The sequence below is a fragment of the Paraburkholderia sp. BGA-UO-ETr-F21 genome (assembly GCF_059567925.1).
This window is the reverse complement of the sequence record NZ_JCAQOY010000009.1, coordinates 38,149-53,804: the sequence shown is the minus strand read 5'-3', so window position 1 is coordinate 53,804 and position 15,656 is coordinate 38,149. Positions and strand designations below refer to the sequence as shown.

Genomic DNA, 15,656 nt, shown 5'->3' with positions numbered 1-15,656 from the left:
GCTTCACCCCGCCCTACACATGCACGTCACGCTCGTTGAGCGGCGGTGCGCTTGCCGCCGCGAACTCCTCGCGCAACGCGTCGCGCGCATGATGCCGGCGCACCCACAGCGCCGTGAGGATCGGCACCAGAATCGCCGTCACGAGACAGGCCGTCGCCACCATCGCGGTTGCGGCAGGCACCAGCGGCTTGAAGCTCGGAATCATCTCGCCGATGATCGCCGGATTGGCCACCGCGGCCCCCGCCGTCGACGAAGCCGCCAGCCCCGCCGCTCCATTGCCGCCGGCGATCCAGCGGTCCGCGAGAATCAGCGGAATACCGGTCACCACGATCACGCCCAGACCCAGCACGATTCCCGGCACGCCGCTTTTCGCAATCACGCCGAGGTCGATGCCGTTACCGAGCGCAAAGCCGAAAAACGGAATCAGCGGATGCACGCAACGGCCGAAGAATTCGCGCAATTCGCCATCCAGATTACCCAGCACAAAGCCGATCAGAAACGGCAGCACCGCGCCGACGAACAGGCGCGGTTCGAAGAACGCCACGCCGGTCGCGCCGAGAATGATCATGCTGACGAGCGGCCCGGATTCCACCGACATCAGCACGAACGCGCCCGCCTCTTCCCGGGTTCCGTATTGCTGCATCACGGCCGCGTAGAGACCGCCGTTGGTCATGTCCATCGAGGTCGTGATCGCCAGCACCGAAAGTCCGGCGAAGAGCCCCGCCTTGACGCCGTCGATCGGAATGAAGTGCGAGGCGACGATCGTCGCGATCCACGCCACGATCATTTTCGTCACCAGCAGCGTGCCGGATTTACGCAGTACGGTGCCGGTCGCCCGCAGATCGATGGTCGCGCCCATGCAGAAGAACCACACCGCCAGAATCGGCACGGTGCCGGTAATCAACCCATTGGTGAACGACCCGAAGTACTTGCCCGCGCCCGGCGCAAACGTGTGGACGCAGGCGCCGAGCAGCAACGGCACCAGCATCAGGCCGCCAGGAATGCGGTCGATGGCCTTCTTGAGCTTCATGCCTCCTCCGTGGACTTTGCGTCCAGTTATCGGGTGGATCACCCGGGGTAATGTCCCGTTCTTAGGCCGGGCTGCTCCCTTTCGGCGCAATATAGCACCGCCTTAGGAACGCCGTTCCGTTTCTACTGAAATTTGCGTTTATCGTTTACCCGCGCGTCTTCTGAAACCCTTGCCAGTCATGGTGACGCATTGCACTATTTTCGGACCACTGTTCCGCGACTGCATTTCTGCGCTACAGTCGAACCCAGAACGGCGCCTGCCTGGAGAGACGGCAAGGCGCGCCAACCGAGCGGAGAAAGCTCCATGGAAGTGAGACAGGCCATCAACAGCGAATACGCGAAGACGCTCGACACCGCAGGGCTACGCCAGGCGTTTCTGGTCGATCAGGTGTTCGAGCGCGATGCGTTGAAACTCACCTATAGCCATATCGACCGGATCATCGTCGGCGGCGTGTCGCCGGTGGCGCGCGCGGTCGAAGTGCCCGGCTCGCTCGGCAAGGCGATCGGCGTGAGTTATCTGCTGGAGCGGCGCGAACTCGGCGCGATCAACATCGGCGGCGACGGCTGGGTCGATGTGGACGGCACGCGCCATACGGTGCGCAATGAAGAGGCGATCTACATCGGCAAAGGCGCGCAGGCCGTCGCCTTCGGCAGCGACGACACCACGCGCCCCGCGAAGTTCTACCTGAACTGCGCCCCCGCGCACACGTCGTATCCGACCCGCACGATAACGCTGGCGCAAGCCTCGCCGCAAACGCTCGGCGACCCCGCCACGAGCAACCGCCGCACCATCTACAAGTTCATCGTTCCCGAAGTGCTGCCCACCTGCCAGCTGTCCATGGGCATGACGAAGCTCGAACCGGGCAGCCTGTGGAACACCATGCCGTGCCATACGCATGAACGCCGCATGGAGGTGTATTTCTATTTCAACGTCGCCGCCGACGCCGCCGTCTTTCACATGATGGGCGAGCCGAACGAGACGCGGCACATTCTCGTGCACAACGAGCAGGCGGTGATTTCGCCGAGCTGGTCGATTCACTCCGGCGTCGGCACGCAGGCGTACACGTTCATCTGGGGCATGGTCGGAGAAAACCAGGTGTTCAGCGACATGGATCACATCGCCGTTGGGGACTTGCGTTGACGGGCCGCTTTCTTCGTCGCTTTCTTCGCCCGATTTTCAACTGCTCGCTTTGCTGCTCGCTTCACTGCTTCTCTCGCGCCAGGAACTCCCGGCGCACGACATGGGCATGAATACCGTGAACACCTTTGATCTCACCGGCCGCGTCGCCATCGTCACCGGCAGCAACACGGGCCTTGGCGCGGCCATGGCGCTCGCGCTGGCAAACGCCGGCTGCGACATTGTCGGCGTGAGCCGGGCCGACGCCGGCGACACGCCCGCGCGCGTGGCCGCAACCGGCCGACGCTTCGCGGACGTGCGCGCCGATCTCGGCTCGATCGCGCCGGTCGAGGACATCGTGCGCGCCGCGCTCGAGGCTTTCGGCCGCATCGACGTGCTGGTAAACAACGCGGGCCTCATCCGCCGCGAGAACGCGCTCGATTTCACCGAAGCCGACTGGGACGCGGTCGTGGACGTCAATCTGAAGAGCCTGTTCTTTCTCTCGCAGGCCGCCGCGCGGCAGTTCGTCAAGCAGCGAAGCGGCGGCAAGATCATCAATGTCGCGTCGATGCTGTCGTTTCAGGGCGGCATACGGGTGGCCTCCTATACGGCATCGAAAAGCGGCGTGCTCGGGCTCACGCGGCTCCTCGCGAACGAATGGGCGGCGCAAGGCATCAATGTGAATGCGATCGCGCCAGGCTACATGGCGACTGCGAACACGGCGGCCTTGCGCGACGATGCGCAGCGCAACGACGAGATTCTCGGCCGCATTCCGGCCGCCCGTTGGGGCACCCCGGACGACCTGGCGGGCCCGGTCGTGTTCCTCGCCTCATCCGCTTCGGACTATGTGCACGGACATACACTGGCGGTGGACGGCGGCTGGCTCGCGCGTTGACTCGGCAGCGCGCGCGGGACGCGGTATGCTCTCGGCGCGTCGCCGACACGCGCGTTGGCGGCGCGGCAACGCATAGACAGGGAAGAAGGCAATGGCAGCAACAGGCAAACAGCGCAAGGACGACGCCCCCGCCCACGCACAGGACGCGGAGAACGCCGACTTCGGCGGCATGGGCGGCATGGTTTGCGACAAGGGCGAATCGGCCTCGTCGATCGGCCGGGTCTTCGCGATTCTCGGCGCGATCGGCGACAGCGGACACATCGGCATTAGCGAACTGTCGCAGCGGCTCGGCATGTCGAAGACCACCGTGCATCGCGTGATCCAGACGTTGAAGTCGCTCGGCTACGTGACGCAGGAAGTGGAAACCGAGCGCTACCGGCTGACCATCCGTCTGTTCGAACTCGGCGCGAAGGCGTTGGAAAGCGTCGATCTGGTCCGCGAGGCCGACGTCGAGATGCGCCGCATCGGCGCGGCGACGCGCGAGGCGGTGCACTTGGGTGCTTTCGACGAAGACGCCATCATCTACATTCACAAGATCGACGCCGATTACGGGCTGCGCATGCAATCGCGCATCGGCCGGCGCAATCCGCTGCATAGCACGGCGATCGGCAAGGTGCTGCTCGCGTGGATGGAACCTGCCGACGCGCGCGAAGTGCTTTCCCACGTCGAATTCCGCAAGTCGACGCAAAAGACGCTTGCCTCCGCCGAAGCCGTGCTCAGCATTCTGCCGCGCGTGCGCGAGCAGGGTTACGGCGAGGATAACGAGGAACAGGAAGAAGGCCTGCAGTGTCTCGCCGTGCCGGTGTTCGACCGCTTCGGCCGCGTGATCGCCGGTTTGTCCATTTCATTTCCGACCATGCGTTGCGGCGCCGACACCAAGTCGCACTACGTCGCGCTGCTCAGGAAGTCGGGCCTCGCGATCTCGACGCGGCTCGGCTATCGGGAAACAACCGCGCCGGCGCACCTTGCCACTGAATAGCGGCGCCATACGCGCTGAACGAAACCACTCGCGAGCGATCGCGGTGAGCGCGACCCTCAGGCCGCCTTCGCCGCCGGTTTCGGTTCGACACTGCGCGTGAAGCTGCGGCGGCCGTCGACGCTGACCGGCACATCGCCCTTCAGCGTGACGCGCCGCACCACCCGGTGTGCGTCGCCATAGTCGTTGACCGCGTAGTGCTGGGTCGCGCGGTTGTCCCAGATCGCCACGTCGCCGGTCTGCCAGCGCCAGCGCACGATGTTCTCCAGCCGCGTCACGTAGCCTTGCAGCAGTTCGAGCACATGCGCCGACGCACTCGGCGTGAGGCCCACGAAACTCTTCACGAAGTGCCCGAGAATCAAGGTCTTTTCGCCGGATTCCGGATGCACGCGCACGACCGGATGCTCGGTCTCGTAGCGCGTGGACACGAACGCCTCGCGGTAACGTTTCAACGCCTCGGTATCGCGCCCGCGCTCGCCGACGTTCGCATGGTTCGCATAGTCGTATTCGTTGCTGTGCACGGCCCACAATTGTTCGGCGAGCGCCTTGAGTGGCGGCGGCAGATCATCATAGGCGGTGGCCGTGTTGGCCCATACCGTGTCGCCGCCCACTTCCGGAATCGTCACGCCGCGCAGGATCGACGCTTGCGGATAGGCATCGACGAAGGTCACATCCGTATGCCATGAATTCGCGCGGCCGCCGCGATGCGAGTCGAGTTCGAGCAGATAGTCCGTGCCGTCCACCACCGGCACCGTGGGATGCGAAACCGGCTCGCCGAGCAGCTTGGCGAACGCTTCCTGGTCGGCGTCCTGCAAGTGCGTCTGGCCGCGGAAAAAGATCACCTTGTGACGCAGCAACGCCGCGCGAATGGCTTCGAGCGTTGCGGGCTCGAGCTGGCCGGACAGCCGTACGCCGCGAACTTCCGCGCCGATGCGGCCAGTGACGGGATGAATGTCCAGTGCGTTGGACGTCGCGAGACTGAGGTTCGACATGTGATGCAACTCCCGGTTTGAGGACAGGACAGGTCTGAATCGACGAGTCATTATCGACAGGGTGGGCGCCGCGAATCTATCGCGCTTTGGACACTTGATAGAAGCGCTTTTTATATCGTTATCAGTCTTCTCACGCGGCCTCGCTCAGTTCGCGCAGCGCCTTCATGTCGATCACGGTCAGGCGGCTATAACGCACGTCGACGATACCGTTGCGCACCAGCCAGCGCAGTTCCTTGTTGACGCTCTGCCGTGACGCGGCAAGCAAGGCCGCGAGATCCTCCTGTGAGAGTCTGATCGTCAACTCGACGCCCCGCTCCGTTTGTCTGCCATGCCATTCGGCGAGCGCGAGCAACTGGTCCGCCATGCGCGCGCGAAAACCCGCCAGCGCAGTCCTGCTCATGCGGCCGTGCAGTGCGCGGCTGCGCAGGCAGATCAGATCCAGCACGTTACGCAACAGCACCGGCTCGCGGGCGAACAGATCGAACAGCGCTTGACCGGGAATGTGGAACAGCGTGGTCGAACCGTGCGCGCGCTGATCATGCATCGAACCGCGCCGGTCCAGAACCGGAATGAAATTGATGACCTCGTTCGGCCACATATACACCGCCACCGCGCGGACGCCGGCCGCGTTGGTCCAGCTCATTTCGATCGCGCCGGACAGTACGACCTGAATGTCGTCGCACGGCTCGTCGCGCGCGAAAATCAACTCGCCGTTGGTCCACGTGCGAAGGTGGCCGGCGTCGCACAGCGCGTCGATCGCGTGGGCAGGCCAACTCTTCAGGCACGGGTTCGCGGTGAAGGCCGCGTGGATCGCCTCGCGCAGATCGGCGTCGAGCTTGCGGCCGTCGCGCTGCGACCACTCCAATGGCGCAGCACGCGAGGGCATCCGGCGCGCGGCGAGCGCCGCGGCATCCGGCGTGAACGCTTCGGTAAGTGTGCTCACGGCTGACCGGCAAGAAATGCGATTGAACAGAATCGACCCACGGACAGTCGATCCCGTGATCTAACCAGTCTTGGCGACGCGCGTAAAAGACTTGTTTTTCATGTGCTTATCACGCGCGACGTTCCAGGTTCGCGCGCGGACGTCACCGCGTCGATATCGACGTAATCGTGTCGCTACGCATGCCGGGCGCCAATGGCGACTGTCCACGTCCTGACACTCACGCGCAATGTTTCGGCGGATCATCAATCGACCGGAGCGATTCAATCGGCCAACAGCGCCGGTCAGCGACTTAGTCTGCAACTGAATGTATCCGTACGGCATGGATGCGGTAATCCTGCCCGCCACGAGACCGGGTGCTGCCGATCCACACGCCGATCGGCCCGCAGCGCTTTGCGCAAGGGTCGACCATCACGCTGTATTTGCAGTGCGTTCAATGGCTTGCGCGCCGATCGCCGCATAATCCGCCCTCTTCTCACCAGGCTCTGGCGTGCGCCCCTTACGCGGTACACGCGTTGTCGGCACACGCGCCTATCGACACGTCCTGTTACACACAAACACACCGGAAATACGGCCGGTCAGTAGAGTTCGGGTCACAAGGAAACAGGAGCAACGTCATGAAAAGAATTTTCGCGCTGGCCATTCTCGCCGTCACGCTCGGCGGTGCATTGAGCGGTTGCATCGTCGTCCCCGAGGGCGGTTACCACGATCATGACCATTATCGCTATCACGATCGCGACCGCTATTGAGCGCGAGCCACACAAGACTTTCCACTCACTATCGTAGAAGCGGGAAATACAACATGAACAAATCACGAAACCGCTGGCTGTCCATGGCGATCGTTGCGGGACTCGGAATCGGCGCATCGTCAGTCGCGCTGGCCCACGTCGATGTGGGTGTGAACATCGGCATTCCCGGGGTCGCTTACGCGCCCGAACCCGTGTATGCCCCGCCCCCGCCGCCGGTTTACGCGCCGGCTCCGCCGGTGGTCGTGGTGAGTCCGGGCTGGTACGGCGAGCGCTATTACGACGGCCACCGCTACTGGGAGCGGCGCGAGTGGGAAGAGCGTCACCGCGACGGACGCGAATGGCACGAGGCGCGTGGTCCGCACGGCGACTGGCGCGGTCACGATAACGGCTGGCATGGCCATGGCGATGATCGCGGCTACGGTCACGGTCACGGCGATCATTGATGCACGCGGCACGGTCGCGTTGATGACGCGACCGTGCCGCGCACGCATTCGCGCCACCTAATCCGCGGGAGCAACATTGTGCTACGCAGCGATCCACTCCGAGTCACCGCGCAAATCAACGACACGCTGATCTGCGCCGAATACAGCGAGCAGACCGGCCAATTGTGTTTGCGTCAGGATGGCACACTGCTGCGCGAATGGTTTCCACCTCACTCGTGGATCGCGATTGCGTCAGTGGCGGGCGCGCGGCACTGGGGCACGCGGCCTAGTAATGATGATCTGCTGGCGCTGCTGCACAACGAAATGACCCTGTTGCGCGCGCCATAAAAAACAATCCGCCCGCGCGGCGATCTGTTCGCCGCGCGCTTCGTTGTTTGCTTAACGAATGTTGCGGATCGGCGGCGAATACGAACTCACCGTCGTGTCGTTACCATAGCCCGCTTGCCACGTGCCATGGCTGCCTGTGCCATAACCGCTGTTGTCCGTTTGAGCCGATTGTTGCTGGCCCGAGGCCTGCGCTTGCACGGCTTGCGACGCGGCGTCATTGGACGACTGGGCGAACGATGCTACCGGCGCGGCAAGAACAACGGCGATAGCAACAGCTTGAATGAGCGACTTCATGAAACCACCTCCAGAGATTGTCTTTCTACGCGCTGCGGATGGGGCTGTTGTTGCAGCGGTGAATACAGTGTAGGTGCCCGGCGCGGCGGGATAAATCCGACAATCCTGAATTCACTGTTGCTACTGCCACTACAATTGAAAAACGGTTGGGCAGCCGGTGTTTTCTAAAGGCATTTGTTGGAAAAACGCTGCTTTCTCTATTCGGACGTGGGGACTGTTCTGCACGACGCGCACAGTGCCTGTTTTGCGGCGCAGCAGTCATTCAGAGCGCTATACCACGCAGGCTCGGTCGCTTCAGCGAGTGCGGCGGCTCGGCCCCGGTCTCCATTCCAAAGGCTTCTCTACTCCGAACAATGTATTTTCGCTGGGCGGCCGCGTTCAATCGGATGTTTTCCGCCATTCAGCTTCGCACGGCAGCCTCGCCGAACGAAGCGGGAAATCGCATTGGGTTTCTGAATCGCATTTTCAACTATCTGTATGCCGTGCGACGGGTTAGAAAGCGTCTAAAGGCATGGCATCGGCCAACGTACTACATATTCAAGTGGATTCTGTTCGGCGCGATTATGGTCGCGCCTTTTCGCGACACTTTGATCGAGTGAGGCGCATATGCGCCACGCCTCACGCCAAATCAGGGAGCGACCGCCACAGAAAAAGCCGGCCGGCCTTTGACCGCGTGAAGCCAGCGGTCCAGCGAAGGCAAGGTCTGCGGTGCCTGGAGCACGTTGGGAAACCGTTCAGCGAGCTGCACCCAGCGGTGCGCCGCGAGGCCGACTCCGATATCGGCCACGGTGAAGCGATCCTGCGCGAGATAGTCGTGTTTCGCGAGCACAGCGTCGGCAATGCCTAGAAGTCGCGTTGCTTCGCGATATGAACGCTCGATGGCGTCATAGTCGCGTTGCTCCTCCGGCACTCGCGTCAGACCGAGGAACGCGACGCGCAACGTTGCCCAGAGCGTGCCGAGTTGCCAGTCCATCCAGCGCTCGACATCGGCACGCGCAGCGGGTTCGGACGGCAACAAGGTTTGCGCGTCGTATTTCGCGGCCAGATAGCGCACGATCGTATTCGACTCCCACAGCACGCACTCACCATCCACGAGCGTGGGCACCAACCCGTTCGGATTGAGCGCACGATACGGCGGCGTGTCGATCACGCCGAACTCGAGCCCGGCATCGATCCGCGAAAATTCCCGCCCTTCTGCGAAACCCAGTTCAGCGAGACACCACAGCACTTTTTGTACGTTGATCGAACTGCGTCTGCCATAGACCTGCATTGCATTACCTCGTTAGCGAGTGAACGTGCCCGATTATCACATTCACGAGCCCGCCGAACGGAATGATCAACGGATTCATTCTTCAGTCGCGAAAACGATCCGGACACGCGTGACTAGCGAGGCATGCCTGAGACTATCCAATCAGCTCCCGATGCAATGCCATGAATTCATGGGCGAGTTTGTGACGCGGGTCGAAGTGAATCATCGGCTTGGCGTACTGATGCGACTCGCGAATCTTCACCGAAGTCGACAATCGCGACTCCAGCACAGGCAAGCCCTCGCTGATCAACTCCTCGACCAGTTGAAGGGGCAGGCTCGCGCGCGGCTGAAACTGGTTGATCACGATACCTTCGACTTCCAGGTCGGCGTTATGGTCCTGCTGAATCTCCTTGACGTTGTCGAGCAGCGTATACAGGGCGCGGCGGGAGAAATCGTCGCAGTCGAAAGGAATCAGACAGCGCTCGACTGCAATCAGCGCGGAGCGGGTATAGAAATTCAATGCCGGAGGCGTATCGATGTAAATCGCGTCGTACTCGTCCAGTTCGTTCAACGCGTCACGCAGCTTGTAGATCTTGTAGCGCGACTCCAGCTTGCCGTGAAGCGTGTCGAGATCCGGATGAGAGGGCATTACGTCGAGGTTTTCGAACGGCGTGCGGTGAATGAACGTCGAGACCGGCGTCGGTCTGAAGCTGAAACTCAAGGCCGTTTCGAAGAAGTCCGCGACGTTGGGCTTGAGATCGCTGGCCTCTTTGCCAAGCAGATACTGGCTGGAGTTACCTTGCGGGTCGAGATCGATAACCAGCGTACGCAGGTTCTCGCTGGCGTTGATAGCCGCCAGGTTGCACACGATGGTCGATTTGCCCACCCCGCCCTTCTGGTTGAATATGACACGCCGCATTTGCCTCTGCCCCTTTTTCGAAGAACGCGCTAAAGGGAGAGCATACCCCGGCAAAATGACAGCGCGGACATAAGCCGCTGTCGTTTCGTTCCGCTGCATTCGCCGGGGAAGATTTCATCCATGCGTGAGTGTGCGGCCGGCGGACGCTTTGTGCGCGCCGCGCCGACCATCGCGCAGCAGCACGCGACGACCCACGGCATGCCGGCGAGGCGCCTCGCCCTGGCCGCTCAGATCTGAGCGCCGGCCACGCCCACATAATTTTCCGCCATGGCGGTGGCCGCCGCGCGCGACGTCGTCACATATTCGAGCTCGGCGACCTGAAGCTGCTGCTCGAACGGCGACGCGCCTTCGATACGGTGCATCATGGTGGTCATCCAGTAAGAAAAGTGCTCGGCGCGCCAGATGCGTTTGAGCGCGGTCGCGCTGTAGCTGTCGAGCAGATCGGTGCGGTTTTCAACGTAGTAAGCGTTGAGCGCCTGGGTCAGCACGCGCACGTCGGCCACCGCCAGATTCATACCCTTCGCGCCGGTGGGCGGCACGATATGCGCCGCGTCGCCTGCCAGAAAGAGCCTGCCGTGTTGCATGGTGTTCGACACAAAACTGCGCATGGCGACAATGTTCTTCTGAAAGATCTTGCCGTCGACGATTTGTCGGCCATCGTGCGAATCGACTCGTGCATGCAGTTCCGCCCAGATCCGGTCGTCGGACCAATTCTCCACCGAGTCTTTCGGGTCGCACTGGAAGTACATGCGCTGCACGTTCGGCGAACGCGTGCTGATCAGCGCGAAGCCGCGTTCGTGCCGCGCGTAGATCAATTCATCCGATGACGGTGGCGCTTCACACAGGATACCGAACCAACCGAACGGGTACACACGTTCGAAATCCTTGCGCAATGCCTGCGGAATCGACGCGCGCGACACGCCCTGCGAACCGTCGCAGCCGATCACGAAGTCGCATTGCAGTTCGTACGCTTCGCCCTCGTGGCGATAACGGATCGACGGCTTGTCGGTATCGATGCCGTGAATCGACGTGTCCGACACGCTGAAACGCAGCTTGCCGTCGTAGGCCATACGTGCCGCGACGAGATCCTTGATCACTTCGTGCTGTGCGTAGACCGTAATCGAATGCCCTGTGAGTCCGGTCAGATCGATGCGGCGCCGCTTGCCTTCGAACGCCAGTTCGAAGCCGTGATGCAGCGCCCCTTCGGCCTTCATGCGGGCGCCGACACCGGCTTCAGTCAACAGGTCCATCGTGCCCTGTTCAAGCACGCCGGCACGGATGGTGGATTCGATCTGATCGCGAGCACGCGACTCCAGCACGACGGAGTCGATACCACGCAAATGAAGAAGATGGGAAAGCAGCAGCCCCGCAGGCCCGGCACCGATGATGCCAACTTGAGTGCGCATGAGTTGTCTCCTGAATGCGGCGTTAGATTTGCACTCAGTTTGACGACCACGCGTTATATCGCGCAACGCGATACGGTAGATAGGCCGTATCGCGTTTGGAGATAAAAGGTTTGATTGGCCGCACGCGACCGCGGACACAATTCGGCGCTATCGCCGTCCAGACAAGGCTCGTGGCGCATTCGCTGCGCGACTCATTCGTCGCGCGGCATCGCGCTACGTCAAGGTAAACCCCGAGCCGCTCTACGATGCGAGAAACAGGCGATACACCGGGTTTTGCGTCTCTTCCCAGTTCGGATAGCCGAGCGTGGCGAGAAAACGATCAAAGGCCTCGTTCTCGCTCACCGGCACCTGGACGCCGACCAGAATCGAGCTGTAGTCCGCGCCCTGGTTGCGGTAATGGAACAGGCTGATATTCCAGTTCGGCGCCATCGACGAAAGGAATTTCATCAGCGCGCCCGGCCGCTCCGGAAACTCGAAGCGGAACAGGCGTTCGTCATGTGCCAGAGGCGAGCGGCCGCCCACCATGTAGCGGATGTGCTGCTTGGAGAGTTCGTCGAAAGTGAGGTCCACTGTGGCGAAGCCGTGCGCTTCGAACGCACCCGCGATCTGAGCCGACTCGCTGCGATTCCTGATCTGCACGCCCACGAAGATATGGGCGGAGTTCGCGTCCGCAATGCGATAGTTGAACTCGGTGACGCTGCGCGTGCCCACCAGTTCGCAGAAACGCCGGAAACTGCCGCGCTCTTCGGGGATCGTCACGGCAAACACCGCTTCGCGCGCTTCACCCACTTCGGCACGTTCGGCCACGAAGCGCATGCGGTCGAAGTTCATGTTCGCACCGGACGTGATCGCGATCAGCGTCTGGTTCTCGATGCCTTCGCGCTCTGCATACTGCTTGGCACCGGCCACGGCCAAAGAACCCGCAGGCTCCAGCACGCTGCGGGTGTCCTGGAAGACATCCTTGATCGCGGCGCAGAGTGCGTCGGTATTTACGAGCAGCACGTCGTCGAGATACTCGCTGCACAGGCGGAAGGTTTCCTCGCCGACCAGTTTCACCGCCGTGCCGTCCGAGAACAGACCCACTTCGTTCAGCGTAACCCGCTCGCCAGCTTTCAGCGACGCGGCCATCGCGCATGAATCATCGGTCTGCACGCCGATCACCTTGATTTCCGGGCGCACCGATTTCACGTACGCAGCCACGCCCGCCGCGAGCCCACCGCCGCCGATCGGCACGAAGATCGCGTGAATCGGGCCTTGATGCTGACTGAGAATCTCCATGGCGACGGTCCCTTGCCCGGCGATCACATACGGATCGTCGAACGGATGCACGAAGGTCAGGCCGCGCTCTTCCTGCAGCTTCACCGCGTGGCCATACGCATCGCTATACGATTCGCCGAACTGCACGACTTCGACGGTCGGGCCGCCGTGCGCGCGCACCGCATCGACCTTCACCTGCGGCGTGGTCACCGGCACCACGATGATCGCCTTCACGCCCATGCGCGCCGCCGACAGCGCGACACCCTGCGCATGGTTGCCCGCCGACGCGGTAATCACGCCACGTTCCAACGCCTCGGAAGGAATATGCGCCATCTTGTTGTACGCGCCGCGCACCTTGAACGAGAACACCGGCTGGTTGTCCTCGCGCTTCAGGTAGACCGGATTGCGTAGCCGTGCCGACAGATTCGGCGCGCGTTCGAGTTCGGTCTCGCGGGCCACGTCGTAGACGCGCGCGGTGAGGGTTTTTTTCAGGTAGTCGTGCCGAAGCGCGACGCTATCAGCGGCTTCGGCCGCCCGTTTGAGTTCGTGTAACGACAAGGCAAGCTCCTGTGCGGCAAGGACAAATCAGCAGAGAGTTCACCAGGAGGCAGGTTGCAGCGGACATAAAAAAACCCGCCTCGTGTGGCGGGTTATGTGTCACTGCTATCAGACGCGCGCTAACCCACCATTCGATGAATGATGCTAATAATCAGCGCAATACGGATGTCGAGGCAGTTCATGCGTTCGATCTTCGTTGACTTGAGGCGCTTTGTCAATCCCTGTTGATTGCGATGCGCGCAGGTTTGAGCGCTCTGCATTGCGCACAACCCTGCCCGACGCGGCACTTACGCGCGATAGTGAACAGCGTCACAGCTGTCCCAAACCGCACCCGTCGATCTCAACGCCGTAAAGCCTGCGCGACGCGCAACCCGTGATCCGACACGGCGGCTGGACGCCGCGCATTCAAGATACGCTCGCGCAGAAACCGGTCGAACTGCGCCATCACCACGTGGCGAGCGGACTGTGAAAAGAGCGCATGGTCGACCTTGTCGATCAGTTTCACATCGATGTTATTCAGCTTATCGAGGCGATTACCACGGGGTCCGAAATGAATTTCGAGTGCGTCCAGTCCTTCATCGAGCGAACCATAGATCAATGAAGTCTGCACACCCTTGCGCTCCAGGTCGAGAACGAGTCTGCGCACTACGCCGCCCGGCGTACGTTGGCCAAGCACCCACTCGAGCCCTTTACCGACGCGAGAGGAAAGGCGCGCGCCCAAACGCCGAGCGAGTTCGATCGCGATCGTCCGGCCATTTGCCTGGCCGGTCAACAAACGTAGCCATTTACGCGGATCGCGCATGGCGCGCCGGTAGACGACACTCGCCGCCATATGGCGAGCGCCGGGCCGCGTTTGCGCGCCATCCCACGTGAAAAACGGCAGATTGACGGCCGCGCAACCCACCACTGCCGGGTGCGCCTGCGCCGTATGCAGACTGACGTAGGCACCTGTGCACACGCCGAACATCACGGTTTCCGGATACCCCGCCGCCACGAGCCAATCGACACCCGCTTTGGCATCCGCGAGCGCATATTGCGCGTAAACCTTATCGAGCGACAGAGCGGCGTCACGACGCTGACTATCGCCGAGGCCGCTCAAGTCCATGCGCAACGAGGCGATGCCCTTGGCCGCCAGATAGCGCGCCATCAGCACCGTGAAGCGGCCGTCGCCGATGCGGTGCACGCCGCCGGTATTGACGAACAATACGGCCGGCGCACCTTCACACGCTCGCCGCGGCTGACAGAACACGCCCGCATAGCCGCCACCCTCGAACACCACCGGCGTTTCACGCCCATGCGCGAAATCGATCTGCGCGGTAGTTGCGCCCGCAAGCATCGCGACGGGCGGCTCGGGTCCCGTGAGCGCGGCGGCACCGAACCATTCGAGCACGCTCGCGAACGCCTGATCCGGAGTTTCGCTGTGACTGGGATTGACCAGAAACTTGCCGTATTCGCCGAAAAATTGCAGATCGGTTGACGCACCGAGCGTCTGATAATGCGCGGCCACGCGCTTCAGACGCGCGTTCTCATTCAGATCCTGCAGCAACACGCGCCGCGCGGGCGATTGCGTAGTCCGTTCGAGATCGACCTTGGCGAGCGCTTCGAGCGTATCCGGATACAAACGGAAGCCGTGTGCGCCGACCGTGTTGGCGGCCTCGTCACCGAGGCTGAGTCCGAGCGCCTGCTGCGAACTGAGCCAACTCTGATGCTGAAGCTCCAGCTCACGCATGTAGCCCTTGCCCGAACTGACTGGCATGAGCAGCACCAGATCGTCGACGCCGCCCATCTGTTCGGCGGCCAGCGCCGCCAGCGTCGCGCCAAAACGCAGCCCGCACAGACTCAGGCGCGTCACCGCGGTTTCGGCGCGCAGCCACAGCGCTGCCGCTTCGATGCTGTCGAGCCACGCACGCATGCGTTGCGGGTCGTCTTCGTTGCCGCTCGAATCGCCCGTGCCGGGATAGTCGAAGCGCAGCACCGCGATACCGCGCGCGGCGAGCCTGTCGGCGAGGTCACGCCAGCCTCGATAAGTGCACAGTGCTTCATAGCCAAACGGGTTGCACAGCACGACGCCCGTCTCGGGTTGCGTGCCGGCCGGACGGTGCAGCCATCCGAAACAGCCGCCGAACGTAACCGGTGTCATGGTGAGCTGAGCGGGCGTGATCGGCCGACGCAGCGCCACTTCAGGTTCGCGTTGCAATCGACTCCTCCGGCACGATGAGCGCGATCACGCTTGCGAGGGAATCGATGCTTTCAAACATCTCGTGCGTGATCAGCGCGCCTGGAATCTCAACGGCGAATTCGTCCTCGATGGCCATCATCACGCGGACTGCGCCGAGCGACGACAAGCCGGCGGCGTAGAGACCATCCTGATCGCCGAGCGTATCGACCGATACGGCGAGACAGGCGGTCTGGCGAAGAATGCGGCGCACATGAGTCTTCATTCTGATTTCCCCGATACTTCAATTTTTCAACGCGGCACTCATCCATCGAGCGCGCACAAGAAGA

The 15,656-nt window shown here is 62.2% G+C and carries 16 protein-coding genes; 6 read left to right on the top strand and 10 right to left on the bottom strand.

From position 1 onward, the window contains the following. Positions 1-13 precede the first annotated feature (13 nt). A complete protein-coding gene (gene kdgT / locus AC57B1_RS08375) occupies positions 14-1,030 on the bottom strand; it encodes a 2-keto-3-deoxygluconate transporter (protein ID WP_408298116.1) in 1,017 nt (338 codons plus the stop codon). Positions 1,031-1,333: 303 nt separating this feature from the next. On the opposite strand from kdgT, the gene kduI reads away from it, so the two are divergent. The 3 genes from kduI (at position 1,334) to kdgR (ending at position 4,020) form a co-directional block, all read left to right on the top strand. Beyond that, complete coding sequence (kduI, locus tag AC57B1_RS08370) at positions 1,334-2,170, top strand: 5-dehydro-4-deoxy-D-glucuronate isomerase (RefSeq protein WP_496417216.1); 837 nt, start codon at positions 1,334-1,336, stop codon at positions 2,168-2,170. A 100-nt stretch (positions 2,171-2,270) separates the two neighbouring features. Continuing rightward, a complete protein-coding gene (gene kduD, locus AC57B1_RS08365) occupies positions 2,271-3,041 on the top strand; it encodes a 2-dehydro-3-deoxy-D-gluconate 5-dehydrogenase KduD (protein WP_496417215.1) in 771 nt (256 codons plus the stop codon). Between the two features lie 91 nt (positions 3,042-3,132). Next, on the top strand, positions 3,133-4,020 hold the full coding sequence (gene kdgR, locus AC57B1_RS08360; RefSeq protein WP_496417214.1) for a DNA-binding transcriptional regulator KdgR: 888 nt from the start codon (positions 3,133-3,135) through the stop codon (positions 4,018-4,020). Positions 4,021-4,076: 56 nt separating this feature from the next. On the opposite strand, the gene AC57B1_RS08355 is transcribed toward kdgR, so the two are convergent. After that, complete coding sequence (locus AC57B1_RS08355; RefSeq protein ID WP_496417213.1) at positions 4,077-5,009, bottom strand: TauD/TfdA dioxygenase family protein; 933 nt, start codon at positions 5,007-5,009, stop codon at positions 4,077-4,079. 130 nt (positions 5,010-5,139) lie between these two features. Then, positions 5,140-5,952: a Crp/Fnr family transcriptional regulator gene (locus tag AC57B1_RS08350; protein ID WP_496417212.1), complete on the bottom strand. Its 813-nt coding sequence runs from the start codon at positions 5,950-5,952 to the stop codon at positions 5,140-5,142. Positions 5,953-6,566: 614 nt separating this feature from the next. Here AC57B1_RS08350 and AC57B1_RS08345 point away from each other — a divergent pair. The 3 genes from AC57B1_RS08345 (at position 6,567) to AC57B1_RS08335 (ending at position 7,468) form a co-directional block, all read left to right on the top strand. Beyond that, the gene (locus AC57B1_RS08345; protein WP_286161937.1) at positions 6,567-6,698 is read left to right on the top strand and encodes a hypothetical protein; all 132 of its coding nucleotides are present in this window, start codon (positions 6,567-6,569) and stop codon (positions 6,696-6,698) included. Positions 6,699-6,751: 53 nt separating this feature from the next. Beyond that, positions 6,752-7,141 carry a hypothetical protein gene (locus AC57B1_RS08340; RefSeq protein WP_408187846.1) on the top strand — a complete coding sequence of 130 codons (390 nt, stop codon included), beginning with the start codon at positions 6,752-6,754 and terminating at the stop codon, positions 7,139-7,141. Positions 7,142-7,219: 78 nt separating this feature from the next. Beyond that, positions 7,220-7,468, top strand: coding sequence for a hypothetical protein (locus tag AC57B1_RS08335; protein WP_091800458.1), 249 nt, complete (start codon positions 7,220-7,222; stop codon positions 7,466-7,468). A 51-nt stretch (positions 7,469-7,519) separates the two neighbouring features. Here AC57B1_RS08335 and AC57B1_RS08330 read toward each other — a convergent pair whose 3' ends face one another. From AC57B1_RS08330 to AC57B1_RS08300, 7 genes are all read right to left on the bottom strand, one after another. After that, entirely contained in the window at positions 7,520-7,762 is a 243-nt protein-coding gene (locus AC57B1_RS08330) for a hypothetical protein (RefSeq protein ID WP_496417211.1), read from the bottom strand. 628 nt (positions 7,763-8,390) lie between these two features. Continuing rightward, positions 8,391-9,032, bottom strand: coding sequence for a glutathione S-transferase family protein (locus AC57B1_RS08325; RefSeq protein WP_496417210.1), 642 nt, complete (start codon positions 9,030-9,032; stop codon positions 8,391-8,393). A 133-nt stretch (positions 9,033-9,165) separates the two neighbouring features. Beyond that, on the bottom strand, positions 9,166-9,930 hold the full coding sequence (locus tag AC57B1_RS08320; RefSeq protein WP_496417209.1) for a ParA family protein: 765 nt from the start codon (positions 9,928-9,930) through the stop codon (positions 9,166-9,168). Between the two features lie 227 nt (positions 9,931-10,157). After that, a complete protein-coding gene (locus AC57B1_RS08315; protein ID WP_496417208.1) occupies positions 10,158-11,336 on the bottom strand; it encodes a 4-hydroxybenzoate 3-monooxygenase in 1,179 nt (392 codons plus the stop codon). Between the two features lie 240 nt (positions 11,337-11,576). Then, positions 11,577-13,151 carry a threonine ammonia-lyase, biosynthetic gene (gene ilvA, locus AC57B1_RS08310; protein WP_496417207.1) on the bottom strand — a complete coding sequence of 525 codons (1,575 nt, stop codon included), beginning with the start codon at positions 13,149-13,151 and terminating at the stop codon, positions 11,577-11,579. 340 nt (positions 13,152-13,491) lie between these two features. Further along, positions 13,492-15,348: a serine aminopeptidase domain-containing protein gene (locus AC57B1_RS08305; RefSeq protein ID WP_496417206.1), complete on the bottom strand. Its 1,857-nt coding sequence runs from the start codon at positions 15,346-15,348 to the stop codon at positions 13,492-13,494. Further along, entirely contained in the window at positions 15,332-15,592 is a 261-nt protein-coding gene (locus AC57B1_RS08300) for an acyl carrier protein (RefSeq protein WP_091793813.1), read from the bottom strand. Before AC57B1_RS08300 ends, AC57B1_RS08305 begins: the two co-directional genes overlap by 17 nt. Positions 15,593-15,656 lie beyond the last annotated feature (64 nt).